Source organism: Janthinobacterium sp. YR213 (assembly GCF_900099875.1).
Taxonomy (GTDB): Bacteria; Pseudomonadota; Gammaproteobacteria; order Burkholderiales; family Burkholderiaceae_D; genus Janthinobacterium; species Janthinobacterium lividum.
This window is the reverse complement of record NZ_FNDA01000001.1, coordinates 436,364-462,036: the sequence shown is the minus strand read 5'-3', so window position 1 is coordinate 462,036 and position 25,673 is coordinate 436,364. Positions and strand designations below refer to the sequence as shown.

At 60.8% G+C, this 25,673-nt stretch carries 30 protein-coding genes; 11 read left to right on the top strand and 19 right to left on the bottom strand.

Going from position 1 to position 25,673, the window contains the following annotated elements:
- Positions 1-13: 13 nt before the first annotated feature.
- From mntP to BLT98_RS02090, 3 genes are all read right to left on the bottom strand, one after another.
- Entirely contained in the window at positions 14-586 is a 573-nt protein-coding gene (mntP, locus tag BLT98_RS02100; protein ID WP_034785905.1) for a manganese efflux pump MntP, read from the bottom strand.
- A gap of 54 nt (positions 587-640) precedes the next feature.
- Complete coding sequence (locus BLT98_RS02095) at positions 641-1,495, bottom strand: undecaprenyl-diphosphate phosphatase (protein WP_092605011.1); 855 nt, start codon at positions 1,493-1,495, stop codon at positions 641-643.
- 76 nt (positions 1,496-1,571) lie between these two features.
- The gene (locus BLT98_RS02090; RefSeq protein WP_092605010.1) at positions 1,572-2,192 is read right to left on the bottom strand and encodes a LysE family translocator; all 621 of its coding nucleotides are present in this window, start codon (positions 2,190-2,192) and stop codon (positions 1,572-1,574) included.
- A gap of 172 nt (positions 2,193-2,364) precedes the next feature.
- On the opposite strand from BLT98_RS02090, the gene BLT98_RS02085 reads away from it, so the two are divergent.
- Positions 2,365-3,258 (top strand): LysR substrate-binding domain-containing protein, encoded by an 894-nt coding sequence (locus BLT98_RS02085; RefSeq protein WP_092605009.1) that lies wholly within the window; start codon positions 2,365-2,367, stop codon positions 3,256-3,258.
- Between the two features lie 9 nt (positions 3,259-3,267).
- On the opposite strand, the gene BLT98_RS02080 is transcribed toward BLT98_RS02085, so the two are convergent.
- The 6 genes from BLT98_RS02080 to BLT98_RS02055 form a co-directional block, all read right to left on the bottom strand.
- Positions 3,268-4,131: an alpha/beta hydrolase gene (locus tag BLT98_RS02080; RefSeq protein ID WP_092605008.1), complete on the bottom strand. Its 864-nt coding sequence runs from the start codon at positions 4,129-4,131 to the stop codon at positions 3,268-3,270.
- Positions 4,132-4,219: 88 nt separating this feature from the next.
- Entirely contained in the window at positions 4,220-4,801 is a 582-nt protein-coding gene (locus tag BLT98_RS02075) for a hypothetical protein (protein ID WP_139178974.1), read from the bottom strand.
- Between the two features lie 170 nt (positions 4,802-4,971).
- A complete protein-coding gene (locus BLT98_RS02070; RefSeq protein WP_034785897.1) occupies positions 4,972-5,304 on the bottom strand; it encodes a hypothetical protein in 333 nt (110 codons plus the stop codon).
- A 25-nt stretch (positions 5,305-5,329) separates the two neighbouring features.
- A complete protein-coding gene (locus BLT98_RS02065) occupies positions 5,330-6,016 on the bottom strand; it encodes a hypothetical protein (protein ID WP_092605006.1) in 687 nt (228 codons plus the stop codon).
- Between the two features lie 111 nt (positions 6,017-6,127).
- Positions 6,128-7,801 (bottom strand): DUF6138 family protein, encoded by a 1,674-nt coding sequence (locus BLT98_RS02060; RefSeq protein ID WP_092605005.1) that lies wholly within the window; start codon positions 7,799-7,801, stop codon positions 6,128-6,130.
- Positions 7,802-7,908: 107 nt separating this feature from the next.
- Complete coding sequence (locus BLT98_RS02055) at positions 7,909-8,226, bottom strand: hypothetical protein (RefSeq protein ID WP_092605004.1); 318 nt, start codon at positions 8,224-8,226, stop codon at positions 7,909-7,911.
- A gap of 178 nt (positions 8,227-8,404) precedes the next feature.
- On the opposite strand from BLT98_RS02055, the gene BLT98_RS02050 reads away from it, so the two are divergent.
- The 3 genes from BLT98_RS02050 to BLT98_RS02040 all read left to right on the top strand — a co-directional run bounded on the left by BLT98_RS02050 (position 8,405) and on the right by BLT98_RS02040 (position 10,861).
- Positions 8,405-9,556 (top strand): sensor histidine kinase, encoded by a 1,152-nt coding sequence (locus BLT98_RS02050; protein ID WP_170846259.1) that lies wholly within the window; start codon positions 8,405-8,407, stop codon positions 9,554-9,556.
- Between the two features lie 48 nt (positions 9,557-9,604).
- Positions 9,605-9,862, top strand: a complete 258-nt coding sequence (locus BLT98_RS02045; RefSeq protein WP_034784632.1) for a DUF1488 family protein — start codon at positions 9,605-9,607, stop codon at positions 9,860-9,862.
- 306 nt (positions 9,863-10,168) lie between these two features.
- Entirely contained in the window at positions 10,169-10,861 is a 693-nt protein-coding gene (locus tag BLT98_RS02040; RefSeq protein WP_034784631.1) for a DUF3334 family protein, read from the top strand.
- A 59-nt stretch (positions 10,862-10,920) separates the two neighbouring features.
- On the opposite strand, the gene BLT98_RS02035 is transcribed toward BLT98_RS02040, so the two are convergent.
- The 6 genes from BLT98_RS02035 to BLT98_RS02015 form a co-directional block, all read right to left on the bottom strand.
- A complete protein-coding gene (locus BLT98_RS02035) occupies positions 10,921-11,367 on the bottom strand; it encodes a GNAT family N-acetyltransferase (RefSeq protein ID WP_052140346.1) in 447 nt (148 codons plus the stop codon).
- Between the two features lie 63 nt (positions 11,368-11,430).
- Positions 11,431-12,087, bottom strand: coding sequence for a hypothetical protein (locus BLT98_RS02030; protein ID WP_092605003.1), 657 nt, complete (start codon positions 12,085-12,087; stop codon positions 11,431-11,433).
- 70 nt (positions 12,088-12,157) lie between these two features.
- A complete protein-coding gene (locus BLT98_RS02025) occupies positions 12,158-12,706 on the bottom strand; it encodes a DUF2939 domain-containing protein (protein ID WP_092605002.1) in 549 nt (182 codons plus the stop codon).
- 135 nt (positions 12,707-12,841) lie between these two features.
- A complete protein-coding gene (locus tag BLT98_RS02020; RefSeq protein ID WP_139178970.1) occupies positions 12,842-13,921 on the bottom strand; it encodes a hypothetical protein in 1,080 nt (359 codons plus the stop codon).
- A 93-nt stretch (positions 13,922-14,014) separates the two neighbouring features.
- Complete coding sequence (locus tag BLT98_RS28570) at positions 14,015-14,236, bottom strand: hypothetical protein (protein WP_139178967.1); 222 nt, start codon at positions 14,234-14,236, stop codon at positions 14,015-14,017.
- 82 nt (positions 14,237-14,318) lie between these two features.
- On the bottom strand, positions 14,319-15,578 hold the full coding sequence (locus tag BLT98_RS02015; protein ID WP_092605000.1) for a TraB/GumN family protein: 1,260 nt from the start codon (positions 15,576-15,578) through the stop codon (positions 14,319-14,321).
- A gap of 112 nt (positions 15,579-15,690) precedes the next feature.
- On the opposite strand from BLT98_RS02015, the gene BLT98_RS29050 reads away from it, so the two are divergent.
- The 5 genes from BLT98_RS29050 to BLT98_RS01995 all read left to right on the top strand — a co-directional run bounded on the left by BLT98_RS29050 (position 15,691) and on the right by BLT98_RS01995 (position 20,562).
- Complete coding sequence (locus BLT98_RS29050) at positions 15,691-16,029, top strand: hypothetical protein (RefSeq protein ID WP_170846238.1); 339 nt, start codon at positions 15,691-15,693, stop codon at positions 16,027-16,029.
- Entirely contained in the window at positions 15,977-17,575 is a 1,599-nt protein-coding gene (locus BLT98_RS02010; RefSeq protein WP_034784627.1) for an ABC-F family ATPase, read from the top strand. The genes BLT98_RS29050 and BLT98_RS02010 overlap by 53 nt, the downstream gene beginning before the upstream one ends.
- Positions 17,576-17,807: 232 nt before the next feature.
- Entirely contained in the window at positions 17,808-18,941 is a 1,134-nt protein-coding gene (nadA, locus tag BLT98_RS02005; RefSeq protein ID WP_092604999.1) for a quinolinate synthase NadA, read from the top strand.
- Positions 18,938-19,804 carry a carboxylating nicotinate-nucleotide diphosphorylase gene (nadC, locus tag BLT98_RS02000; RefSeq protein ID WP_092604998.1) on the top strand — a complete coding sequence of 289 codons (867 nt, stop codon included), beginning with the start codon at positions 18,938-18,940 and terminating at the stop codon, positions 19,802-19,804. The genes nadA and nadC overlap by 4 nt, the downstream gene beginning before the upstream one ends.
- Positions 19,804-20,562 (top strand): substrate-binding periplasmic protein, encoded by a 759-nt coding sequence (locus tag BLT98_RS01995; protein ID WP_092604997.1) that lies wholly within the window; start codon positions 19,804-19,806, stop codon positions 20,560-20,562. Before nadC ends, BLT98_RS01995 begins: the two co-directional genes overlap by 1 nt.
- A 42-nt stretch (positions 20,563-20,604) precedes the next feature.
- Here the strand turns inward: BLT98_RS01995 and BLT98_RS01990 are convergent, their stop codons facing one another.
- Positions 20,605-21,495 (bottom strand): KPN_02809 family neutral zinc metallopeptidase, encoded by an 891-nt coding sequence (locus tag BLT98_RS01990; RefSeq protein ID WP_092604996.1) that lies wholly within the window; start codon positions 21,493-21,495, stop codon positions 20,605-20,607.
- A gap of 165 nt (positions 21,496-21,660) precedes the next feature.
- Between BLT98_RS01990 and BLT98_RS01985 the strand changes: the two genes are divergently transcribed.
- A complete protein-coding gene (locus BLT98_RS01985) occupies positions 21,661-22,554 on the top strand; it encodes a GNAT family N-acetyltransferase (RefSeq protein WP_092604995.1) in 894 nt (297 codons plus the stop codon).
- 9 nt (positions 22,555-22,563) lie between these two features.
- On the opposite strand, the gene BLT98_RS01980 is transcribed toward BLT98_RS01985, so the two are convergent.
- Positions 22,564-23,262, bottom strand: a complete 699-nt coding sequence (locus BLT98_RS01980; RefSeq protein WP_092604994.1) for a DAPG hydrolase family protein — start codon at positions 23,260-23,262, stop codon at positions 22,564-22,566.
- Positions 23,263-23,369: 107 nt separating this feature from the next.
- On the opposite strand from BLT98_RS01980, the gene BLT98_RS01975 reads away from it, so the two are divergent.
- Positions 23,370-24,044 (top strand): TetR/AcrR family transcriptional regulator, encoded by a 675-nt coding sequence (locus tag BLT98_RS01975; protein ID WP_092604993.1) that lies wholly within the window; start codon positions 23,370-23,372, stop codon positions 24,042-24,044.
- Here the strand turns inward: BLT98_RS01975 and BLT98_RS01970 are convergent.
- Together BLT98_RS01970 and BLT98_RS01965 are read right to left on the bottom strand one after the other, a co-directional pair.
- Entirely contained in the window at positions 24,007-24,687 is a 681-nt protein-coding gene (locus BLT98_RS01970; protein ID WP_092604992.1) for a DNA alkylation repair protein, read from the bottom strand. The two genes, BLT98_RS01975 and BLT98_RS01970, sit on opposite strands and share 38 nt — an antisense overlap.
- Positions 24,688-24,871: 184 nt before the next feature.
- Positions 24,872-25,648: a peptidylprolyl isomerase gene (locus BLT98_RS01965; RefSeq protein ID WP_034756072.1), complete on the bottom strand. Its 777-nt coding sequence runs from the start codon at positions 25,646-25,648 to the stop codon at positions 24,872-24,874.
- Positions 25,649-25,673 lie beyond the last annotated feature (25 nt).

The window sequence follows — 25,673 nt, the reverse complement described above, 5'->3', positions numbered from 1 at the left end:
GGCGTGCCGGGGTTCAGGCTGCCGGATGGCCGATATGCTCGTACAGGATCACGCAGCCGATGACGATCAGCACCAGGCCGCCCACCAGTTCGGCGCGCCGGCCCGCCACCGTGCCCAGCACGCGGCCCAGCATCACGCCCAGCGTCACCATGACGAAGGTGGAAAAACCGATGGCGGCGGCCGTCACGACGATGTTGGCGCCCAGCAAGGCCAAGCCCGCACCCACCACCATGGCGTCGATGCTGGTGGCCAGGCCGGTGACGGCCAGCACCCAGAACGAGTGTGACTGCGCTGGCGCTTCTTCCTCATCGCTATCGCTGAGGGCATTGCGTATCATCAGCAAGCCGATGATACCCAGCAGGCTGAAGGCGATCCAGTGGTCCCATGCTTCCACGTACGGCGCGGCCACGCTGCCCAGGGCCCAGCCGATGATGGGCGTGATGGCTTCGATGACGCCAAAGATCAGGCCCGTGCGCAGCGCCTCGCGCCATTGCGGCTTGTGCAGGGCGGCGCCTTTGCCCACGGCCGCCGCGAAGGCATCGGTGGACATGGCAAGCGAGAGGGCGGCGGTGGCGGCGAAATTCATCGTTGGCTTTCAGTAAAACTGGCTGGGATGTGTATAGCTGGAAACCCGGCGATTTTACCCTACGTACAGCACCACCAAGGAGGCCAGCAGGCAATACGCGCCAAAGAAATGCCAGCGGCCCTGTTCCAGCCAGCGCGACAGCCAGCGCAAGGCCAGCAAGCCGGCCAGGAAGGACAGCAGCATGCCCAGCAGGCTGGGGCCGAGCAGGTGCAGCAGGCTGTTGCCGTGTTGCAGATGGTCCAGGCTGCCATTTGCCACTGCCTGGTAAAAGCGCCAGCCTTCCTTGGCCAGCACGGCCGGCGTCAGCACGACGGCCAGGGCAAAGCTGAATTCCTCGGCGCGGCGCTGCGGCACGCCCATGGCGATGCCGGCGGAAATGGTGGCGCCCGAGCGGGAAAAGCCGCGGAAAGGCAGGCACAGGCCCTGCACGGCGCCGATCGCCATCGCCTTGCCGATGGACAAGGTGCCATGCTGGCGCGCTTGCAGGCGCGACGAGGCGATGATCAGCACGCCGGCTGCGGCCAGCGCGGCGGCCATCAGTTTCGCGTTGCCGAACAGGTGTTCGATTTCAAAGCCGGGCGCATCCTTGCTCATGACGTGCGTAATGCCTTTCAGCAAGCCAAAGCCGACGATGCCCGTCAGGGCCGTGGCGGCCGCCAGCAGCAGGACGTTGCTGCGGAAGGCAGTGGCCGAACTGAAGTAGGTGGCGCGCCAGGATTGCCAGAAATACACGATGACGGCGAACATGGTGCCCGTATGCAGCATCACCAGCAGCATGGTCAGCTCCGGCGACGTCGGGTCCAGCCCCATCCATTTTTCCGCCATGATGACGTGGGCGGAGCTGGAGACGGGCAGCAGCTCGGCGAAGCCCTGGACGATGGAAAGGATCAATAATTGCAAAAAGCTCATGGGTATCTGACTCGGGCGGGAAAAGCAGGGCCGCCGATTTTACCCGCCAGATGTGGCGGGCACGTCCCGCGCCAGATTACAGTTTGTCCATGTTGGCGCAGGCGAGCGCGACGCCCAGCGCCATCAGGACCGCGCTGATCAGCCGGTCGATGGTCCGCTGGTGGCTGACCATGCGCATGCGAAAGCGCGCTTGCGAGAAAAAGACGGCCACCAGGGCGAACCAGGCCAGGTGGATGGCGGACATGCACAGCCCGTAGCCGAACTGGACTGTCAATGACGTGCCGGGCTGCACCACCTGGGTATAGGTGCTGATGACAAACAGGGTCGTTTTCGGGTTCAGGGCATTGGTCAGAAAGCCGTTGAGCAAGATTTGACGCCGTGGCACGCTGGCGCCGCCATGCAGGTCGATGACGAGTCCGGCGCGGTTGGCCCAGGTTTTCCAGCCGATCACGGCCAGGTAGAGGGCGCCAGCCAGCTTGATCGCCGTAAATAGCGCAGGCGAACCGGCGATGAGCAGCGCTACGCCAAACATCGTATAGAACACGTGCACTTGCACGACCAGCGCGATGCCAAGCGCGGCCAGCAGGCCGGCACGGCGGCCATGCAGATAGCTGTTGCGCGTGACCATCGCGAAATCGGGGCCGGGGACGATGGATGCGAGCAGGGTAATCAGGGCAACGGCAAGCAATGCAATCATGTGTCTTCCTTGGACAGTGGTGGCGCCCGCACGGCCATCGGTGACTATTTCTCGCCTGTGCGGCGAGGGCGCGGCGTGCATGCGGGCTGCCGGAAGACAAATTATCACTATAATGGCCTTCCATGAAAAACGATGATATCTTGCGGATATGTGTGAGAAAAAGTGACAGATCATGACTAGGCAGGCGGCGCTCGGCACCTTGCGGTTCTTCGAGGCTGCGGCCAGGCTGGGCAGTTTCGTCCAGGCGGCCGCGGAGCTGCACGTCACGCACGGGGCCGTCAGCCGGCAAATCCGCCTGCTGGAAACGTCGCTGGGCACGCCCCTGTTCGAACGCCGCAACCGCGGCGTGTTCCTCCTGCCTGCGGGCGCGCAGCTGCGCGATGCCGTCCAGCAAGCATTCGAGCGGCTCGACGCTGCCCTCGAAGCCGTGCGCCAGCCGGTGCGCCAGGGGCCGCTGGTGGTGTCGTGCGAGCCGACGATCGCGATGAAGTGGCTGATACCGCGCCTCGGCGACTTTTACCAGCGGCATCCCGAGGTGCCGCTGCACCTGTTCGCCTCGGGCGGGCCGGTGGCGTTCCAGCGCGACGCGGTGGACGTGGCGCTGCGTCGCAACGATTTTCTGTGGGATGCGGGCTTGCATGCGGAAAAGGTGTGCGATGAATGGATTGCGCCCGTGTGCGCGCCGGCCCTGCTGGGGCAAGGCCAGCTGGACCTGTCCGCGCAGCGCCTGCTGCACACGGCGTCGCGCCCGGCTGCCTGGGCCCACTGGCGCGCCGCCGTCAAGGACGCCGACGCTGACGGCGGCGGCCAGGGCGACAGCCAGACTTACGAGCACTTCTATCTGAGCCTGCAAGCGGCTTGCGCCGGCCTCGGCGTGGCCATCGGCTCTGTCTTCATGGCGCGCGAAGACCTCGACAGCGGACGCCTGGTCGCGCCCTTCGGATTCCGGCGCGACGGCAGCGCCTATTGCCTGCTGTCGCCGCTGCCATTCGATGGCGATGCGCGCCGCACCACCTTGCTGCGCTGGCTACGCGAGCAGATGGGGCAGGCGCTGCCGGCGCCGTAGCCGTCCCCCTTATTGCGGCGGCGTGGCCGGCTTGAAGACGCTGCGAAACGCTTTCAGGGCTGCCGGGTGATAGATCGTGCCATGTGTTTCTTCCGGCATCTTTTCCAGGTGCCATTGCAAGCCAGGCGGCGCCTGTTTTTGCAGCACGTCGGCCAGGCGCTGCACTTCGATGGCGATGCCCGCTTCGCTGCTGGACGCCATGTAGAGGCTGTGCTTGCCTGGCGTGCCTTTCGCCAGCAGGGCTGCCGCCTGGCGCGGCAGGGCGCCACGATCCCACCACAGGCTGGGGTCGAAGGCCAGGTAGTGGTCGAACAGCTGCGGTTCCAGCAGATACGTTTCCACCACGAACAGGCCCCCCAGCGATTCGCCGACGATGGCCGTTTCCCCCGTCGTGCGGTAGCGGCGCTTGATTTCCGGCATCAGCTCATCGCGGATGAAGGTCCGGTAGGCTTGCGAGCCGCCCACGACGGGGGCGATCTTGCGGTCTTCCGCATTCCCGGTCGGGCCCGTCAAATCGCGCCGGCGTTGCGTGTTTTGCATGCCGACCAGCATGAAGGGGCGCATGGTGCCATTCGCTACCGACACTTGCAGCAAGCCGGCCACGTGCAGGAAATCTTCCGCCACGCCGCCGTCCGGCATGTACAGCACGGGCAGCGGTGCGTCGGGCGGCGTATCCCAGGCGCGCGCCATGTAGACATTGATGTGACGTTTTTCCTGCAGCGCCGTTGAATCGATGCTGAAACTTTCGCCGATGACGAGCGGGGTGGCCGCGCTGGAGGAAGCGGTAGCGGCGGGCGCGGCATTGGCGAGGTGGAAGGGGCTGGACAGCAGCAGGGCGGCGGTGAGGTGCAGAGCAAGGCAAGAGCGGCGCATGTTTTCCTGTAATAAGTAAGTTTGGATCGATGGCATGTACTCGTATAGACATGCCATCAAGCAATTCTATCTTATCTTTGGTGCAGCATTACTTGATCGTCAATAGCTTGCGCTCGCGCACGATTCCCGCCTTGTCGATCGTGTAGGCGACCAGCAGGGCGCCATCCTCGGCGCAGGCGTGGCAGGTGATCAGGGGCGTGGAAAACAGCACGCTCTGGCCGCCATCGCTGGTGGCCGTGCTGCCGACGAAGTCGGCGGGCGCAAACGGCACAGAGTCTGGATGGGCGGCGGCAAACGCACGCCAGGCCGGTGTGGCGCGGTCTTCCTCGCGCACGGAGTTCTCGTCGACATCGATGGCTGCGCCATCGCTACCGATCAACAAGGTGCCTTCATTCGTGTTGGCGCGAAACGGATAGGTGACGGTGGCCAGGGCCGCCTTGCCCAGCGGACGCCAGGCGGAAATGAAGCCGGCATTGTTCGCTTTCACCAGCATCCTGGCGGCGGCGATGGCTTGCGGGCGGGCACCGGAGCGCTGCATGGTGCGCAGCAGGCACACGTCGGGCGCGGTGGTCGATTGTTCGCTGCGGCAAGCCGACAGCGAGCGTTCCTGCCACACGGCGCGCGCGTCGATGGGGCCTGTCGGCTGAGGTTGGGCCTGGGCCGCCTGCATGGCGGCCAAGCCTGAGAAAGCAAGAATAGCGCAGTTCAATACGTGGCGGGAAAATCGTGTGGGCATGGGCGTCTTTCAATAGCGGAAACAAGAGAGCTTCCCATTATAGAAGGGGGGCGGCGTGTCAGCGCGCACGGAATGGCAGTGCTGGCGGCCGGCTTGCGCCTCGATTAACGCTTTTTTGCCGCCGCCTGGCGCAAGGCCTTCGCTTCCAGCTTGTTGGGGATGTGCGGGCGCGTGGCCAGCTCCGTCTTGACGGCGGCGATGGCGGCGCCAAACAGCTGTTCGGCTTGCTCGACGCTGGCGCCAGCATAATCCTGCTGGTTGGATTGCGCGGCACGCAGCCGGCGCAGCAGCGCCAGCAATTGCTTGCCGTGCAGGGCGGGTAAATCCAGCGCCAGCACTTGCGCGCCCAGCGTGACCTCCACATGCTCCGGGGCGAGCAGGTGCAGCAATGCCAGGCCTGCGGGCTGGGCGACTGGAGTCAGTTTGGGCTTATCCATCGGCAGTTTATCAATCCGTGAAGGATTACAGATATTCCCAGATTTCATCGAAGGTTTCACGCGCGAAATCGTTGCGCCAGGCTTCCGAGTTCTTTTCGCGGCTGACGGCAAATACGGCGCGCCACGCCTGTTTCGACGAGCTGGTGTAGGTTGCTGCGATCTTTTGCAGGCCAGCCTTGCATTGCTCGACCTTGCAGCCGCTCTTCGCCAGTTGCTGGGCGGCAGGTGCCCATGCCAGCGGTACCTTGACGACCTGGCATTCGAAGCTGACGGCGGCCGTCTGTATGCCGTTTTCCACCGTCACAGGGTCCGCCTTGGTGGCCTGGCAGGCGGCGCCCTTCTTGGCGGCGATGACATTGGCGGCCAGCAGTTCGGCTGCCGGCGTCACTGCCGCGCGCATGGCGGCGGGGAACAGGTCGGCGATCAGCTTGCCCGTTTCCGTTGGGAATTTGGCGTCCGCTGCCTTCAAGTCGCTGTACGACGCGTATTCGGCGCTCTGTTGGCCGGCCAGGCGCGTGGGGCGCAGGTAGGCGTTGAGCTTGGCGACGCTGGCTTCATCCTGGTTGATGATGGTCTTGATGTACAGGTCGGCCACGTCGACTGGCGCCAGTTCCGCGGCGTCGGCGGCGATGGCGGGCTGGGCCAGCGCCATGGTGGCGGCAAAGGCGGTCGCGAGCACGGCGATGCGCGATGTTTGTTGTGTTTGGTGCATGTATTTTCTCCACGATTCAATGTCAGGTGCCAAAAGATGCCTTGTGGCAATTTCGGCGCCCGCATTATATATGGTGAAAGTCATAACGTTGCGCACGCAACGTTGTCCACCTCAGGCGGCCGTCTTGCTGGCCGCTTCAAGCAAGGCAAGCAGCAGCTCCTTGCGCCGGCCTTGCGCCTTGCGCGCCTGGGCCGCCAGCTTTTCCAGCTTGCCCCAGACGGGATACAGCATGTGCTCCACCAGATAGCCTTCCAGCCCTTGCAGTTGCTGGCAGAACAGCTCCAGTTTCTCCACATCCTCCAGTTTCGCCTGGATTTTTACCTTTGCGTTATCCGTGCACGCGCGCAGGCACGCCGCCAGCACGGGAACGGAGGCGGGCGTCACGCCATGTTGTTCGGCGAAGGCTGCCGTGAACTGATCTTGCACGGACTGGTGTTCCTCATCGACATTGGCCATGTAGTGCTGTACCAGCGGGAAATAGCGAGAGTCGAGCAAGCCCAGCCCAAAAACGGCATAGCTGCCGGGCATGCAATTCTTTTCGCCTTCCGTGTCGGCATAGAATTCGAATTGTTCGATGGCTGCGCGCGCATACGCTTCCAGCTGCGGCTGCAGGGCGGGCCAGGCGAGGGAGTTGGCAAAGAAGCGGTGCGTATCGGATTTCGCCAGTCCCTTGACCGGCAGGTAGGCCTTGGCCCTGGATTTGAGCTTGATCTGGTAGCTTTTCGGAAAACCGTTTTGCAGCAAATGCGTGATGAAGGCTAGCGCCTGCCCATACGCGCTTTCCTCTTCCCGGGCGATGGTGATGTTGATCGTGGCAAACACATCGTTGGCGCGGCATTCCAGCAGCGCATTTTTTACGTGGATATCGCCGTCGGGGAAGGTGCCGCTGCCTTCCTTGAGCATGCGCACGGCCCGTTCGCTGCCCAGTTCGCGCGCGCTTTCCAGGAATTCGAGGCCCCTGGATTTTGCGTAGCTCGGTTCGTGGCGCAATATCATCACGGCGCCATACAGCAGCAGATCGATCGCTTGCCGCGCCTGCGCATCGGGCGCCGCGCCCGGCTTCAGGGTGTATTCCGTGCTGCGGTAGGCTGATTGCTGCACATCATAGAACTGCGGCAGGAACTGCTTTTCCGCCCAGGCCGACACGGCCTGGATGATATCGCTGCGATGTTCTGCCAGCGCTTGCGGCCGCGACTTGTTCAGCTGCTCGATGCGCTCGAATTGTGCGATAGTCCAGGCGATATCGGGCTGTGGAAACAGGTGTGGATCGAGCAATTGGCGCGCTAGGAAGAAAGTTTCCAGCTTTTTCGTCGGCCGGCTGCCGCGCTCGAGTTTTTGCGTGACGTAGCCGTGTATGTGCTCGAGCAAGGCTAGGCGCTTGCCTGCGTTGACGTAGTCGAGCAGGTTCAGGTGCAGCGTGCCCTGTGCTGTCTGGAATTTGCCGCGAAAGCTGAAGCGGTAGTCGATCAGGGCCGTGTCGGCCAGTGTTTCTAGCTTCGCTTGCACCATGGCAACCAACTTGGGCGCGATGCTGTCGCGCACCACGGCTTCATCGAGGCCCGATCGCGTCCTCGGTGCGAACTCATCGGCATCAGTCAGCTGGAAATCGTCGGCCGTGGTGCGTCCGGGTTTGTAGTCGAGCAATAAATCACTGAAGACACCCATCTGCAAGGTGGTGCGATTCACGGCGCTTTCCAGGTCGGTGCGCTTCAGGCGCTCGACAAACCAGGCTTCCACGGACGCCATCATTTCCGCCGTTGCCTGTTCTTCTACAAGTGTGCTCATTGACTTCCTTGTGCGTGACATTGGTGCTTGTTGCCGTCACGATCATGTTTAATATAAAGCACTATTTTAGGTGGTCAGGCCTGCCCGGAACAAGGGGCGCACGGCTATCAGGAGGGAGCGCTGAGAAAACGTTCGTCGATTTCGTCGGACTGCGGTCCCACGGTGATCGTGGTGTGCCAGCCGGAAGGCTTTTCGTTGCCATCAAACAAGGCAATGCGTGTGTGGACAAACAGCACAGAATAGACGCCGGATTTCATGTCGCGGTTCAAGTCCCAGTGCATCAGTTCGATCGCCTCGCCCATGCGCGGCAGATGGGCGCCCGGCGGTAGCAGAATGTTCTGATTGATGAATTCCCTGCTCGGGCCCGGTTCCTTGTGGCGTGGGTCGATGTAGCGGAACGAGACGCTGGTAACGATGTTGAGCATGCATGACTCCTGCCTGATGATGTGATGTATCCGACGACAATAGCACAGGGATCTGGCCGATGCCCGCGCTGCACGGCGCCAGGCAGGCGGGCGCGAATATGTACGGTAACAGACGGTGTTTGACAGGTCGGCGCGCTAGGCTTGCTTATTCTTAATCATTGAGATTGCCGGAAACGTCATGATGCATTTATTCCTAGCGGAACATCGCGCCGAGCTGGAGCGCCGTTGCCGAGATAAAGTCGCCAGGAGACCATTGCGATTGCCGACCGAACAACAGTTACAACACGGCATACCCATCTTCCTGGATCAGCTGATCCGCACGCTGCAGGCGGAAGAGGCAGGCCAGATGACGCAAAGCCTGGCCATTTCCGGCCCCGCTGGCGGCAGTGCGGCGGGTACATCGGAACTGGCCGGCAGTGCCACTATGCACGGCGGGCAATTGCTGACGCTCGGCTATTCCGTCGGCCAGGTGGTGCACGACTATGGCGACCTGTGCCAATCTGTCAGCGACCTTGCCGTGCTCATGGAGGAACAGTTCGCCGTCGAGGAATTCAGGACGCTGAACCGCTGCCTCGACAACGGCATCGCCGAAGCCGTGTCCGAATTTACCCAGCGGCGCGACGTGCTGATTGCCAATGAACAGGCATTGGCACTGAGCCAGCGCATCGGCTATTTTGCCCAGGAGTTGCGTGCTCATCTGGGAACGGCCAGCCTGGCTGTCGCCGCGCTCAAGCAGGGTGGCATGGGTGTGACGGGCGCGACCGGGGCCGTACTCGAGCGCAGCCTCGTGGGTTTGCGCACCCTGATCGACCGCTCCCTGGCGGAGGTGCGGGTGGAGGCGGGCCTGACCTTGCAGCGTTCGGTTTTCTTCCTGAGTAACTTCATCAATGAACTACGCTATTCGGCAAGCCTGGAGGCGAACTTGCTGCGCTGCACCCTGGTCGTGGAAGAGGTCGCTCCCTTGCTGCAGCTCCATGCGGACCAGGATTTGCTGCTCTCCGCCGTGGGAAACCTGCTGCAGAATGCCTTCAAGTTTGGCGCGCCAAATGGCACCGTGGTGCTGCGCGCGTATGCGAATGGCGAACGGATCAGGATCGAGGTGGAAGACAACGGCGCTGGCCTGTCGCCCGAGGCCGCAGATGACATGTTCCTGCCATTTACGCAAGCCGGCGCCAACAAGACTGGCCTGGGACTGGGCCTGTCGATTGCCTGGCGCAGCGTGGAAGCGAATGGCGGCAACTTGAGCGTGGAGAGCGTGGTTGGCCATGGTTGCGTCTTCATCATCGACTTGCCACGGCATGTCGGCCCAGCCGCCACGTTCGCCGCATGAACGGGCGCCCCCTGCCAGCGCATTCGTCCCACAGCGGGGAGAACTGCCATGCCCTATGAAATCCTGCGCGACAGCATCGCGCTCGAGCAGGCGGGTGACGCCATCCGTTTCCATTTGACCGTTTTCGGGGCGGAAAAGACGTGCCGTATCACCATTACGGCATTGCACAGCCTGGACCAGGGGCAGGGCGGCGACTTGCTGGCCATCTTCGACACCCACCGCCTGCGCATCGGCCAGCGTGCCTTCGCCTACCTGAGCCGCGATCTGCTGGTCAGCGGCGTGGTCTTGCGCGCCCTTGATTTTTAGTTACTATTTCCTGTGCTGACGCCAGTGCCCAGGCCGGATATGGTATTTCTGCACAGATCATCAAGTAAATGCAGGTATGGCTGGACGGAAATGTTACATCTGGGTATTCTGCGCATCTGATACTTATTTCTATACGGAAAAAGGTAAGAGGGCGGTTCGTGCTGGCGGCAACGCGGCGCGCGCTGCCACGCAAGGTCAGACATGCAAAGGTGAAGTCGTCCGCTTGCTGAGCGAAACTGTCGTGTTTCGGCTCGCGGCGGACAGGGAACAGTGCTGTCATCTTTAAAATAGTAGGAGAGGTTGCTCATGGATGCAGAAAAGGATGTTGTGTACGGTACAGAAGATTTGTTGATGAGTTTGTGCAACTCGGTGGTTCGGGTGCTCAACGTTGCAACACAAAGCAAGGTCAATTATTCGGGCATGGTGCAGCGCATCACCAAGACGGGCCTGAAGCCGGACATCGGCTGCTTCGTGATGTTCGATGGCGGTTTCACGGGCCTGGTGGTGCTCAATTTTGCCGCCGATACGGCGATGGAAATCTACGAGCGCTACATGTTGCACATGGGTATGCCGAAGTCGGAGCTGGCCAGTTTCTACACGTCGGACGAAGTGTCGAATATCATGGGCGAGCTGATGAACCAGATCGTGGGCGACTTCACGGGCAAGGTGCGGCGCGAACTGCAAACGAATATCACCCAGAGCCAGCCGAAGATGCTGGTGCTGAACAAGCAGGTGATGCTCAGCGTCGACACGCCGCTGGACCGTCCGGAAATGCGCCGCGTCACTTTCTACACGGAAAAGAACAATATTTTCTACCTGGAACTGGCGATCGACCGTACCGAGTTCATCAAGTTGCACGATTTCGATTCACGCGAAGTCGACGCCGACTCGCTGATGGATGGCGAATTCGCGAACCGCGAACGGGACGCCGCCCCGGCGCCTGCAGCGGAACCGGAAGACGACGACAACGCCGACCTGCTCAAGTCCCTGGGCATGTAAGCAACTGCCGTTGATCGTGGCTGGCGGCAGGTTTGCCGCCAGCCATTGTCGCATGCGGCTTACAAGGTCTTGCTCATGAATACCCGGCTCGTGCCTTCCGGGCTGCAGGCGATGTCGCCGAAGCGGCGCCAGCCGCGGCGCTCGTAAAACTCGGGTGCCTGGAAACTGATGGTGTACAGCACCGCCGAAGCGCAGCCGCGCCGGCGTCCTTCCTCTTCGAATTGCGCCAGTATCTGGCTGCCCAGACCCAGCCCGCGCAAGGCGGCGGGCAAATAGAACAGGTCGAGAAACAGCAGGCCCAGCGAGGTCCGGCCCATGGCGCCGCCCAGCACCCGCTGGCTGTCGCGGTCGCGCACGACCACGCTCAATACCTGCCTGTCCTGGTATCCCGTGATCGCATCGTTATAGGCATTCAAGCCGTCGAGGATGGTTTGCTCGACCTCCGCATCGATCGTGGCGCTGATGCAGATAGTGTAGGGTAAGTCCTTGTGCGGGTGTGCAGGCATGCTCGGCAGGGGAATAGTAAGTAACTGTATAAATATACAGTATTTTGACTATCTGCGGCTGTCTTATTGCGGCAACGTCAAGGTTTCCATCCTGCGCTTGCCGACCATGCCCCTTTGCTGGCTGTCATCGAGCGACCAATATTCGAGCGCATACACATAACTGCCATCGGCGATGGTCAGCGATTCCTTCTGGCGCCCGTTGGGCGCCTTGTAATACAGCCGCCGCGCTGGCTTGCCATCCACGGTATGCTGGAACGATTGCGGTGAAATGCTGACGCGCTTGCCCGTCTTGCCCGCCATCGACATCGCCGTGATCGCCACGTAAGCCCTGTCCGGGCAGCGGGCCAGCAGGTGTGCGCCGCTCAGGACGGTGGGCTGCGTTTGATCGAGGGGGAAGCCGAACGGCTGCACGCCGATGATGTCCAGGCAATCCATCTGCTGTGCCAGGCCGTTCAGAATGGCCGGGTCGAGCGCGCTGGTATAGTGTTTTTCGGCGGCCTGCGCCTGGCCCAGTGCCAGGCGGCGCTCCAGTTCGGCCAGCGAGATATCGCTGGGCACGGGCAGCAGGGCGGGGGCGTCAGGATCGGCAGCGCTGGACGTTTCCGCCTGCATGCGCGCGGCGACGGAGTGGCTGCGCTCGGCGCCAGCAATCCCATCCGTGGCATGGGCGGATGGCGCGGCGCAGGCCATGGTCAGCGCCAAGGCGGTGTGTTTCAGCATGAAGTTTCCTGCAATCTGATGTAAATGACCCGCATTGTGTCTCAGATTGCTGGCGCATGCGCGCGCTTTGCTAATGTGCGGCCATCGCCGAGTCAATCTCGATCGAGCTCAGTTTCCAGCCCCACACGCCATGGCGCAGCAGGACCAGCGCGCCTTCCTGCGCATTGCCATCCTTGGCGCGCACGACGAACGTGTTCACGCCGGCATAGCCCGCCGTATAGTCGGCCTTCTTCCGTGCACCATCGGCGGGCGCATCCGGATTCGCATTCACCTCTGCTTGCGGGCTGACGGCGCTCTTGTTGACCAGCGCGACCACGCCGGCGGGCGAGACCATGGTGTCGACCATCTTGCCCAGCATGGCGTTCGCGATCGACTGTCCCAGGGCGGCCAGCGGGTTGCCGCTGCCGGCTGTCGCTTCGATGCTGCGGGCCATGCCGGCTTCCAGCTGCGTCTTGACGCTGGCGCGCAGGGCGGGGAAGTCCACGTGTGCGGCCAGCGCTTCTGTGTTGCGCTCGGCCAGCGCAGTCTTAATCTGGTGCAAGGCGTAGTACGGCGAAGCGTAGACGGTGGCGGCGATGGAAATGATGGCCGCAGCGGCGGCAATGGTAGTTTTTTTCAAGTGATGCCTGTGAGTCCGGTAGGGTTGGGATGCGCCCGCACAATCCCAATGTCTGGTGGCGGGCGAGCACGCAGCCTAACTGCTAAAGACGGACAAGGCAATCATGATGTATGGATAATTTTCCATAGCATTGTCCTAGTTTATCGATTGCATGGTTTCTGTATTGAGGTCCTTCTCTAACGAAACGGCGCTTTTGCCTGATTGGTTCGCCAGATCCAGGACCGCCAGGAAGAGGCTGGCGCGACTTTGATACCGCTGAACATCGGAAATCGCTTCGCTAATAGGATAGACACTCGTGGACTTGTTCATTTTTGAAATAATGACGGTCTTGTCCGAAGATCTGCTTGCCTCCATGGAGTTGATAATGGCCCGCATGGTTTGTTGCGCGAAGAAATTCTTGTCTACGGTTGCCCGCGATCCTTTTAACAGGGTTGATGCCGCCCCGAGGTTGGTCTTGGTCATCAGGCCACCGGTGAGCGTGGTGGCTGTGGATAACAGAAGTTCAGTGATGTCCGCAATCGTATCGGTACGCACCCGTCCAGCCAGCAATTCGTTCTTGAATTGCATGTAATTATGGTCGGCGATGGCCATGAAGTCGCGAACTATCCCGTTTCGTATGCGCATTCGGTCTTTTTCCGATGTCTGGTAAACCTTCCCATCGATCGTTTTTACTATTAATTTTTTTTCCTCGATGAGCAAGATTTGCGATGACTTATCCGCTTCAAATTTTCTCAACGTTGATGCAATCTCAGATAGTTTTGCTTTTCTTTCATCAATTTTATCTTGCAGCGCAGCTATTGCGACGTCAGACGGCGGTGTTTTTTTGTTGAGTGCCGAAAATTCCTTTTCCAGGGATTTCAGACGATTTTCTTCGATAGCCTTATATGTCAAGTGCCGCGAAATATCGGCCTCAATACTGTGCAAGCCATTTGTCAACGAATGAATGTCGACAAGGGCAAGTGATTTGATTCCAACGTCAGCCTTCCTGGCTTCCTCATCTAGATCCTTGCCTTCGAGGCTATCGTAGTTTATGAGTTGCTGATGGAAGTTCGAGCTGGTTAGCTTATCGTTGGGTTTATATTTTTCTGACAGGGAATTCATGTAGCTCGCACTGAAATCAATTTGAGTTGCCTGATCTTGTGGAGTACGTATCATGCCTGCGCAGCCAGCCAGGGAGAGCAACATTGGAAGCGTCAAGAACATATGAAATTTCATATTTCCTCCCAAAAAGTTGAATCAAATATAGAGAATTTACTTCACCGTGTAGGATGATTCCTACTAATTGTAGTTGGTTGAATATCAATAATTCTAATCAATTGTCACTGATTTGTTGTAATTCCGAGTAGGGTTATGCGGCGGCTGGGCGTCCTGGCAGTCGACGTCGCTTTTCTGGCCGCCCTCATCGATCGTGCGATTGCTGAAAGCAAGCTGCTCGGTGAAATGAACCATGACGTTGATACGCCGGCAGCCGCGTGGCAGTTTTTTGAGTCCAGGATGCGCAAGCATCCGGGTGGTAACGACTGAACGCATGCCTGGATCGTGGAGATGCCTGGCATGAGCCGCGGCATGCGCAGCAGTGCCGCGCTGCAGCTGAAGGCCGATGGCGATATTGTCACAGATCCGACGTGGCGTTTCCCTCGGGAATGACCAGTACGAAATCGTAGCCCTGAATCATGCCTTGGACACTGCTGTCTCCATTCGCCAGAGTTTTCGCCGATCCCAGCAAGGGACGCACGTCGAACAATGACCATTCCTTATGCTCTTTCGCCGCAGCAAAGAAGGGCAATACACCAGCCATGGAGGACTTGCTATCGACTTTTTCAATTTCTGTGGAGGCCGACGCGCGTCCAATGCCTGCAAATTGCGCCTGCTGGCCTTTGAGAGCCAGCACCAGCACATGCAGCGATTTTTGTCCGCGGCCTTCCGCATATTCAGCCAAATAATTGCCGATCTCCCGGCTACCGGCACCAAGCGGGTTATAGCCTCGGAAGACATGAATTGCACCGGCTTTCAGCAACATGCGCTGTGCAGGCGCATGCGTCAAATGGCTGGCCACATACTGCTTCATCAGCCTGGCACGTTGTGTATTCGACCCATATCCTTGTCCCGGAGTCATGTTTTTAGTATAAATGCTGCGGCTTTCAATCAATGAATTTAACATCGCCAAGGCGGGCATTTCCTTGGGGGCCGTGAGCAGCTTCTGTAATGCGAATAATTCTTCCTCTTGGACTTTTACCATGAAGAGCTCTCTCGGGTCTCCGCTCTCCGACGCTCGGCGATAGTTGTCGCTTTCAAGCTTGCGGAAGGCCTCGATTTTTGCTTTCGCCAAAGGATTAAGCGGTTGCTCAGCCATTTGGTCGAGCAAATATTTCGAAGCTCCCATGAGCTCCTGATCCATTCCCACTAATTGGAACGATGGTCCGGCAGCTTTGGCGATACGGGCCAGGAATTGCGCCTCAGCTTGCCACTTGTAAAAAGCAGTGGCGACCGGATATGCCTGATTAAATGCTGCTATGCCAGCGACGCCAGTATTGGACCTCAACGCTTTTTCCAAGGCACCGGCAACCGCCGGCCCATTTTCGACAATCAGCGTCGTAAATCCTTGACCTGCCAATGCTTCAAAATACGCCGCCGAAAAATTCGCAATTTCTGTAATCCCATGGTCCTCACCGATGAGTACGAATTGGCTTTCCAGGCCCGCATTTATTAATGGTGCCGCGCCGGAACCAAGCATCTTTCCATGGTCGATCGCAATAGTCGTGCGAAGGGCAGCCAGGCGGTCCGGCAAAGAGAGCGGCTTATCCGCCGACAATACAGGCATGGCCAAACTGGCCAGCATGGTAAAAATAATCGTGGAACGAAGTTTTCGCATTATTTTTCTCAAAAGGGTGTTCTGGGCGGCGATTTCAGATTGGCGGCAAGGAGAAACTCGGCAATGCTACGGTAAATCAGGGGACGCGACAACTATCCTGATATAACAGGGAGTGAATGATTTTTTTGTCGGCGGTTATTTGGCGAGAGGCCGCCGCCATCAAGGCGGCAGCGTGGCCGTAATAAAGCGTAACAAGCGGGCCAGGTCCAAGCCCGAACGGCGTAAACCGGCTGACAGCCCGCTGGCCAGTTGCCGGAAACCCCAGGATCTGAGCGGTGAAAACGGCCTGCTCAGGCAGCTCACCAGGAGTAGTGGTCAGGATAGTGGTTCATGGTGGTTGCTGTATAATGGGAGAAAAGTACCTAACTACCTGTTTTCACTGGATAAAGACCTTACTAATGCTTTCAACCGCAAATATTACGATGCAGTTTGGCGCCAAGCCATTGTTTGAGAATATCTCCGTCAAGTTCGGCGACGGCAACCGCTATGGTTTGATCGGCGCGAACGGCTGCGGCAAGTCGACGTTCATGAAGATCCTGGGCGGCGACCTGGATCCGTCGGGCGGCAACGTCATGCTCGATACCAACGAACGCCTGGGCAAGCTGCGCCAGGACCAGTTTGCCTTTGAAGACATGCGCGTCCTCGACGTCGTCATGATGGGCCACACGGAAATGTGGGCTGCCATCCAGCAGCGCGACGCGATCTACGCGAACCCGGAAGCGACCGACGACGACTACATGCAGGCCGCCGATCTGGAAGGCAAAGTCTCCGAATACGACGGCTACACGGCCGAATCGCGCGCCGGCGAACTGCTGCTGGGCGCCGGTGTCGCCATCGACCTGCATCAGGGCCCGATGAGCAATGTGTCGCCAGGCTGGAAGCTGCGCGTGCTGCTGGCGCAGGCGCTGTTCTCGAATCCGGACATCCTGCTGCTCGACGAGCCGACGAATAACCTGGACATCAACACGATTCGCTGGCTGGAAGACGTGCTCAACGAGCGCAATTCCACCATGATCATCATTTCCCATGATCGTCACTTCCTGAACCAGGTCTGCACCCACGTGGCCGACATGGACTACGGCACCCTGAAGATTTATCCAGGCAACTACGACGAATACATGTTCGCTTCGACCCAGGCGCGCAACCAGCAGCTGGCCAACAACGCGAAAGCGAAAGACAAGGTTGCTGAGCTGCAGGAATTCGTGCGCCGCTTCGCCGCGAACAAATCGAAGGCCCGCCAGGCCACGTCGCGCGCCAAGCAGATCGAAAAGATCAAGGTCGACGACATCAAGCCATCGTCGCGCGCCTATCCGTTCGTGCGTTTCGACGGCGAAAAGAAATTGCACCGTCTGGCCGTGGAAGTCGAAAACATCTCGAAAGGTTTCGACCGCCAGCTGTTCAAGAATTTCAGCATCATGGTCGAGGCGGGTGAACGCATCGCCATCATCGGCGCCAACGGCGCCGGCAAGACCACCATGCTGCGCTGCATCGCGGGCGACATCGCCGGCCTGCAGCCTGACCAGGGCCGCGTGAAGTGGGCGGAAAACGCCAACGTCGGCTACATGCCGCAAGACCCGACGGAAGATTTCGCCAAAGACACGAACCTGACCGACTGGATCGGCCAGTGGACGAAAGAGGGCGACGACGACCAGGCCGTGCGTTCCATCTTGGGCCGCTTGCTGTTCGGCGGCGACGATGTGAAAAAGGCCGTCAAGGTACTGTCCGGTGGTGAAAAAGGCCGCATGATGTACGGCAAGCTGATGCTGGGCCGCCACAACGTGCTGATGCTCGATGAGCCGACCAACCACATGGACATGGAATCGATCGAATCGCTGAACATCGCGCTGGAAAAATACGCGGGCACCCTGATCTTCGTGTCGCATGACCGCGAATTCGTCTCTTCGCTGGCCAACCGCATCATCGAGATCAAGGAAGATGAAGTGGTCGATTACCGCGGCAACTATGAGGATTACCTCAAGAGCCAGGGTATTGATTAATTGCTGCAGTAACGTTGCGTCGGATTACGCGCTGTGCGCTAATCCGACCTACGCCAGATGCAATCGGTTGGCACAGGCCGGTAGGTCGGATTAGCGTAGCGTAATCCGACATTGCAATGCCAGGTGCAACGCCAACCGCCAGCACCACACCGACGCGCCGCGGTCCTTTCGTTCCGGCGCACCTGCTTTATTGCAATCGTGCCGGTCTATCCCGTTTTTGTTTGACACAGCCATGCAAACTTTAGCCATCAAATCCGTCGAGTACGAACATCCACAAGACGGAGCCAGCTGCACTGCCCACGCCTGGGCACGCACGCCAGCGACGCCTTCCCCGGCTGAAAAAGCCGAACTGATCACGCGCATCAAGCGCCTGCTGATCGAGCGCGAAGCCGTGCTCGTTGCCCACTATTACGTTGATGCCGACCTGCAAGACCTGGCGGAAGCCACGGGCGGCTGCGTCTCCGATTCCCTGGAAATGGCCCGCTTCGGGCGCGACCATCCGGCCAAGACCCTGGTCGTGGCCGGTGTGCGTTTCATGGGCGAAACGGCGAAAATCCTCAGTCCCGAAAAAACGGTCTTGATGCCCGACCTCGACGCGACCTGTTCGCTCGATCTCGGCTGCCCGGTGGACGAATTCACGGCCTTCTGCGACGCCCATCCGGACCGCACGGTCGTCGTCTACGCCAACACCAGCGCGGCCGTCAAGGCGCGCGCGGACTGGATGGTGACGTCGTCCATCGGCCTCGACATTGTTGCCCACCTGCATGCGCAGGGCAAGAAAATCCTGTGGGCACCCGACAAGCACCTGGGCTCGTATATCCAGAAGCAAACGGGCGCCGACATGCTGCTGTGGCAGGGCAGCTGCCTCGTGCACGACGAATTCAAGGGCATCGAACTCGATTTGCTCAAGGAAGAGTATCCGCAAGCCAAAGTGCTCGTGCATCCGGAGTCGCCCGCGAATGTGGTGGCGCTGGCCGACATGGTGGGTTCCACGTCGCAAATGATTGCGGCAGCGCAAACCATGGACACGGACACGTTTATTGTCGCCACCGACAACGGCATCCTGCACAAGATGCGTGCGGCCGCGCCGGGCAAGCGTTTCATCGAAGCGCCCACGGCCGGCAACAGCGCCACCTGCAAAAGCTGCGCGCATTGCCCGTGGATGGCCATGAATGGCTTGCTGAACCTGGCCGAAACGCTGGAAAACATGCACAACGAAATCCACGTCGATCCTGCCGTCGGCCAGCTGGCCGTGCGCTCGATCAACCGCATGCTCGATTTTGCCGCCGCCAAGAAGGCGGGCCTCAAGCCAGGCGCGGACCTGGCAAAAGAAACCACATTGTTCCAAGGAATCGGTCCAGCATGAGTACCCTCGTTAATTCTTTCGCTCCCTTCGATCCCGCCCTGGCGCGCGCATTCGAAGGCAATTTGCTGGCCGCCTTGCTGGAAGACGTGGGCCAGTGCGACCTGACGGGCGAGCTGGTGCCGCCTGACCACATCGTCACGGCCCGTGTCATCGTGCGCGAAGCAGCCGTGCTGTGCGGCGCCCCTTGGTTCGAAGGCATCATGAAAAGCCTGGACCGCAGCATCGACATCGTCTGGCATTACGCCGAAGGCGACATGATGACGGCCGACAGCGTCGTCTGCACCATCGAAGCGCCTGCGCGCGCCTTGCTCACGGCCGAGCGCAGCGCCCTCAATTTCCTGCAACTGCTGTCGGCCGTGGCCACGGCCACGCGCCAGTATGTCGACGTGATCGCCGGCACCAGGGCGTCCATTTTAGATACGCGCAAGACCTTGCCTGGCCTGCGCCTGGCGCAAAAGTATGCGGTTCGCGTCGGTGGCGGCAAGAACCAGCGCCTGGCCCTGTACGACGGCATCCTGATCAAGGAAAACCATATCGCGGCCGCGGGCGGCGTCAGCCAGGCCCTGGAAAACGCCCGCAATCTCGACGCGGGCGTGCCCGTGCAGATCGAGGTGGAAACCCTGGCGCAATTGCAGGAAGCGCTGGATGCGGGCGCCGTCTCCGTCTTGCTCGATAACTTCAGCAACGACATGATGCGCGAGGCCGTGGCCATCACCAAAGGCCGCGCCTTGCTGGAAGCATCCGGCGGCATCAATTTCGACACCGTGCGCGCCATTGCCGAAACGGGCGTGGACCGCATCTCGATCGGCAGCCTGACCAAGGATGTGCGGGCCACCGATTACTCCTTGCGCATCGTCGGCTGATGAACGGAGCAGGGCGGCGCCTGCTGGCCTTGGCGCTGCTGTGGCCGGCATTCGCCGCGCCGCTGCAGGCGCGCGAGCTGCTGGCTGTGGGGGCGCAGTTCGAGCGCGTGTTCGAGTACCAGGACAGCGGTGAATACGGCGGCCTGGGCGCGGAACTGCTGCGCCTGATGGCGGCGCGCACGGGTAACACCGTGCGTTTTCGCATGGTGCCGTGGGCGCGCGCGCAAGCCATGCTGGTGCAGGGCCAGGCCGATATCCTGATCGGCCCCTACAAGACGCCCGAGCGTATCGCCAGCATGGCGTTTTCCGACAAGCCGTTCTACCAGGACCAGATGGTCTTCTATACGCGCCAGGATGCCAGCTTCGGCTGGGATGGCGACTACGCGGCGCTGAAGAACCGCCGGGTGGTGCTGCTCAATGGCTGGGCCTACGGCGCGGACTGGGAGCGCGTGCGGCCCGGCTTGCAGGTCAGCGTGGCCAACAATGTGGAAAATGGCTTGAAGATGCTGGTGCACAACCACGTCGACGTGTTTGTCAGCAACCGCCGCAACACCGATCCCGTGATTGCGCGCCTCGGCTATGGACGCCAGGTGAAACCATTGCCCAAAGTAATAGAACTGCAAAACGGCTATTTCGCCTTCCCCCGCTCGCCCACCTTCGACAAGCTGCGCCTGCAGTTCGACCAGGAGCTGAATAACCTGATCGAGACGGGCGAACTGAAAAGACTGGGCAAGCGCTACGACGTCACTGTGCCCTGATGGATACGCATGCCGGCCCCCAGGGCGGCATGCGTGGTGGCACTACAACTGGCGTGCCTCGAACGTATTGCACTGGGAAATCTGGCCGCTTTCGATGCCTTTGGTAAACCAGCGCACGCGCTGCTCCGAGGTGCCATGCGTAAACGAGTCCGGCACGACATGGCCTTGCGACTGGCGCTGCAGCGCATCGTCGCCAATGGCCGTGGCTGCTTTCAGGGCCGCTTCCACGTCGCCCTGTTCCAGGATATTGCGGTCGGCGTTCGCGTGATACGCCCACACGCCGGCAAAGCAGTCGGCCTGCAATTCCAGGCGCACGGACATGGCGTTGGCCTGGCGCTCCGATTGCGTGCGGCGCGCCTTGTCGACCTTCTCGGACAAGCCCAGCAGGTTTTGCACGTGGTGGCCCACTTCATGGGCGATCACATACGCCTCGGCGAATTCACCCGAGACCTTGAAGCGCTGCTGCATCAGATTGAAGAAATCGAGATCCAGGTAGACTTTCTGGTCGCCGGGGCAGTAGAAGGGACCGCTGGCGCTCTGGCCCGTGCCGCAAGCGGTCGGCGTGCTGCCGGAAAACAGCACCAGCTTGGGTTTCACATAGCTGCCGCCCTCGGCCTTGAACAGGGCGCCCCACGTGTCTTCCGTATCGGCCAGCACGGTTTTCACGAAGCGGGCCATCTCGTCCGATTCGGGCGGCTGGCGCGCCGGTGCCTGGCTTTGCTGGGTGCTGACCTGGCCGCCACCGCCGCTGAGCAGATTCAGCAAGGTCAAGGGATTGACGCCCAGCACATACGAGCCGACGAGGGCGATGACGATGGTGCCGATGCCGATCGAGCGCCCGCCAAAACCAAAGCCGCCCCCGCCGCCGCCACCACCGTCTTCGCCACGGCGATCTTCCACATTGTCGCTTTCGCGATTGCCTTCCCATTTCATGATATCTACTCCTGCTGCGATTTGCGATTGATTGGTGACGCCGCAAGATGTCTCTTGCGGTGAATCTGATAACGAATCTTACAATTATCGCAGCAAACCGCGCCGCGACAGGAGCGACAGTGTTACGCTTTGCAACTTTCCAACCACATCACAACAGGTGCATGCATGGCGCTTGCCAACGATACACTCATTTCGGCCACGGCGGTGGTCCAGGCACAACTGGATGCCTATAACGCACACGACGTGCCGGCCTTGCTGGCCATCTATGCTGATGACGCGCAGCAATTCCAGCATCCCGATACCTTGCTGGCTCAGGGCAGCGCGCAAATCGGTCCCCGCTTCACGGCCCGCTTCGCCGCCAGCAAACCGCGCGCGCAGTTGCTGAACCGCATCGCCTGCGGCGAGCTGGTGATCGACCATGAAATCGTCCATGGCGACACGGACGATGGCGTATCGGCGCAGGAACTGGTGGCGACATATGAAGTGGAGCACGGTCACATCAGCCGTGCCTGGTTCGGCTTTGGCGCGTTGACGCGCCTGCGCGTGGCGCTGCCGGCCGATGTGCCGCAAATGAATGCGCTGATCGCCCGTTCCGGCGTGGAACTGAGCGCGGGGTTTTATACGCAGGAACAGGCCGAGTCCGTGACGCGCCATGTGTTCGGCGTCGATACGCAACTCGTTGCCGACCGGACGTATTTCGTGATCGAACGCGATGGCGCCATGCTGGCCTGCGGCGGATGGAGCCAGCGCGCCACCCTGTATGGCGCCGACCGCGCCAAGAGCGGGCCGGACCCGCTGCTCGATCCGGCCAGCCAGCCGGGCCGCATCCGCGCCTTTTTTGTGGAACCAGCGGCCGCGCGCCAGGGCCTGGGCAGCATGCTGATGCGCCATTGCGAGCGCCAGGCGCTGTCCGCCGGCTTTACCGCCCTGGAACTGGCCGCCACCTTGCCCGGCGTGCCGCTGTACCTGGCCAGCGGCTTTGCCGTCACGGAAGAGTTTCACCTGGACTTGCCCGATGACATCAAGCTGCCGCTGGCGCGCATGCACAAGCGGCTGTGATGCGGCGCTTTACCACGGCAGCGGCGCTTGCTCTCCGTTGGCGTGTTCGCCGTAGTACAGCGACGGCAGAAAGCGCGACAGATAGGTAAATTCGCTGTAGCAATGGCGCAGCAAGTTCAGGCCCAGCACGTCGGGCACGTCGCGCACGGGGTTGAGGCTGTTGCGCCCCAGCAGGAAGCGGCTGCGCAGCACGCAGCCCGTGGGCGTGTCGCGCGCCAGGTGCAGCATTTCGCCGTCGAGCGGATCGCCATGCGGGTCCAGCTGCACGTGGTCGCCGAATCCGATGCGCGCGCAGACGGCGGCCGACAGGGCGCCGCTGTCCTGTGCGCGGCGCAGTTGCTCCGCATCGAACACCTCTTTCGGATCATGGAACTTCAGCTTGGCTTTCACGGGCGGAATGTCGCCCAGGGATTCCACTGCCTCGATCGAGGCGCCGTAGTAACTCTCTCCCTTTTTCCACGCGCCGTTCCAGCCGTGATGGGCCACGTGATCGTGCGGGTGCCACCACTTGATGTGCTGTGTCGTCTCGAAAAACGTAAACCACCAGTCCAGCATGCGCCCGCTGCAGCCGTGCAGTTCCGTGCGCGCCGCCACCAGCAGGCAACCGTCTTGCAGGCGCGTGATGCCCGTTTCCAGGTGCAGGGGAAACGGGTCGAGCAAGTCGCCCGTGTCGGTGATGTTCCATGGGAATTGAATATGCTGCGTCATGTCATTCTCCGTTGTTTGGGTAAAACAATTATATATTAAAGAAACGTTCAGCGTTTCCAAAATTGAATTCAGTGTAAAATCGCCTATCGATCAAGCTTGGAGCGGGCATGCGGGAAGAAGAGAGCAAGGCTGTGCGTGGACGGGGCCGTCCGGCGCGCCCGCCGGAGGAAGCGCGCGAGGCGGCCGTGCAGGCCGCCACCTGGCTGCTGCTGCACGAAGGCTATGCGGCCACGACCATGGAAGCGGTGGCGCGCCACGCAGGGATGGCAAAGAAGTCACTGTATCAATATGCGGCCAACCGCGAGGAACTCGTCGCCCTGGTGGTGCGCGGCTGGACGGATGCCTTCCTGCCGGCCATGGCGCAGGATGCGGCCGCGCCTGGCGAAGTGCTGCCTTTATTGAAAGAGATCTTGCAGGCGATGGCGGCGCGCGTGCTGACGGCGGACGCCGTGGGCCTGTTCCGTTTGCTGTGCACGGAGTTTCCCGCCCGCGCCGATCTGCTGGCCGTGTATCAGCGCAACGGCATCGAGCGGGGCACGGCCCTGCTGGCCGAGTGGCTGCAGCGCCAGGCCGCGCGCGGCCATCTGGTGCTGCACGATGGGAAGGAACTGGCCGGCTTGCTGCTGGCCATGGTGATCGCCGAGCCGCTGCGCCAGATGGCGCTGGACTTGCTGGCGCCCGTGCCGTCCTGGGATGCGGCGCCGCGCATCGACGCCGCGCTGCGCCTGCTGGGCGGCTCGGCCTTCAGCGTGGCTGGTGCTTCAGCGCTTCGCGGCGGCTGAGGGGAGAGAGCATCTGGCGGTGCGCGTTGGCAAACGCCGTCACGGCCTCGGGCGCGTGGCGCGCGTAATCGCGCAAGGCCCAGCCGATGGCCTTGCGGATGAAAAACTCGTTTTCGTGGGCCAGCGCCAGCGCCGCGCCGAATAGCCAGGCCGCATCCGTGTCGGCGCGCCAGCCCAGCTGGTGCAGCATGGCGATGCGGCGCAGCCAGAAATCGTCATGGCGCAAGGCCGCGTCCATGTGCGCATGGCCATCGCCGCCGCGCAGGTGCTCCGCCTGCAGCACGTCGCCGACAATGCCCGCCATGCCGTCCACGCTGTCCCACCACGCGCGCTGGCGCGCCAGGCCAAGCAGGGCGGGGATGTGCTCGATGCCCAGCTGGCGCCAGTGCAGGGCCAGCATGTCGAGCGCCACGTGCTGGTATTCGCGTTCCGGCTGCTGCCACAGCCGTTGCGCGTGATCCAGCAGCGTTGCGGGATCGATGCCCTTCAAACCTGCCAGCAGGCCCTTGGCGGCCATCCGCCGCTGCGGTGCGGCCACGCCCAGGAAGATGAACTGCTCGCGCATGTAGGCCTGCATGGGTGCCGCACGGCCCGGTTCGGCGGCCGCTTCCAGCGCGGCCTTCAGTTCTGCATGTAAATCCATCGCATCTCGCTTTTTTCAGACGTAAAAAAAGCGCCCCGAAGAGCGCTCTTGTTCAGCCATCCAAACGGCTGATAGAACCGTAGCGAGCGGCAGCGATTTGTGGCCGAGACGCGCAACCGTGCTGGAGCACGGTGAGCATCGCAGGCCGCAAAGCGCGACGCGCAGTAGCTTATATCAGGCGTTTTTATTGGATTTTGGCTTTCTTCATCAGTTCGTCGCGGTAGGCGGCGAGTTTCTTCTGTTGCAGCGACTCGGCCACTTGACCCTTGACTTCTTCCAGTGCCGGCAACTTCGTCGGACGGGTTTCTTCCAGCTTGATCACGTGGAAGCCGAATTGTGATTGCACTGGCGTTTGCGTGACCTGGCCTGGTTTCAGGGCAACCATGGCGTCGGAGAATGGCTTCACGTACGAAGCTGGGCTAGCCCAGTCCAGGTCGCCGCCATTGGCTGCGGAACCGTCTTTCGATACTTTGGCCAGTTCTTCGAACTTGGCGCCGCCTTTCAGCTTGGCGATGATGTCTTTCGCTTCGGCTTCGGTGGCGACCAGGATGTGGCGTGCATGGTATTCCTTGTCGCCGGCTTGTGCCTTGAACTTGTCGTACTCGGCCTTGATTTCAGCGTCCTTGACGGGGTTTTTCTTGACGTAGTCGGCCAGCAGGGCGTTGATGATGATGCTTTGACGGGCATTGTCGATCTGCGACTTGACTTCCGGACGGGTGCCGTAGCCTTGCTTGTCGGCTTCCTGGATCAGCACTTCGCGGCCGATCAGGTCTTTCTTGATGGCTTCGCGCAATTGCGGCGAATCAGCTTGTTTGCCTTGGGCGACGACTTGTTTGACGACCTGGTCAACGCGCGACGATGGGATGGCCTTGCCATTCACGGTGGCCACGTTTTGCGCGAACGCAGGGATCGCTACAACGGCGACCAGGGCTAAGATCAGGCGGGCTGGCTTCAAAATCATGTTCATTCCTAATAAATTTACAAAA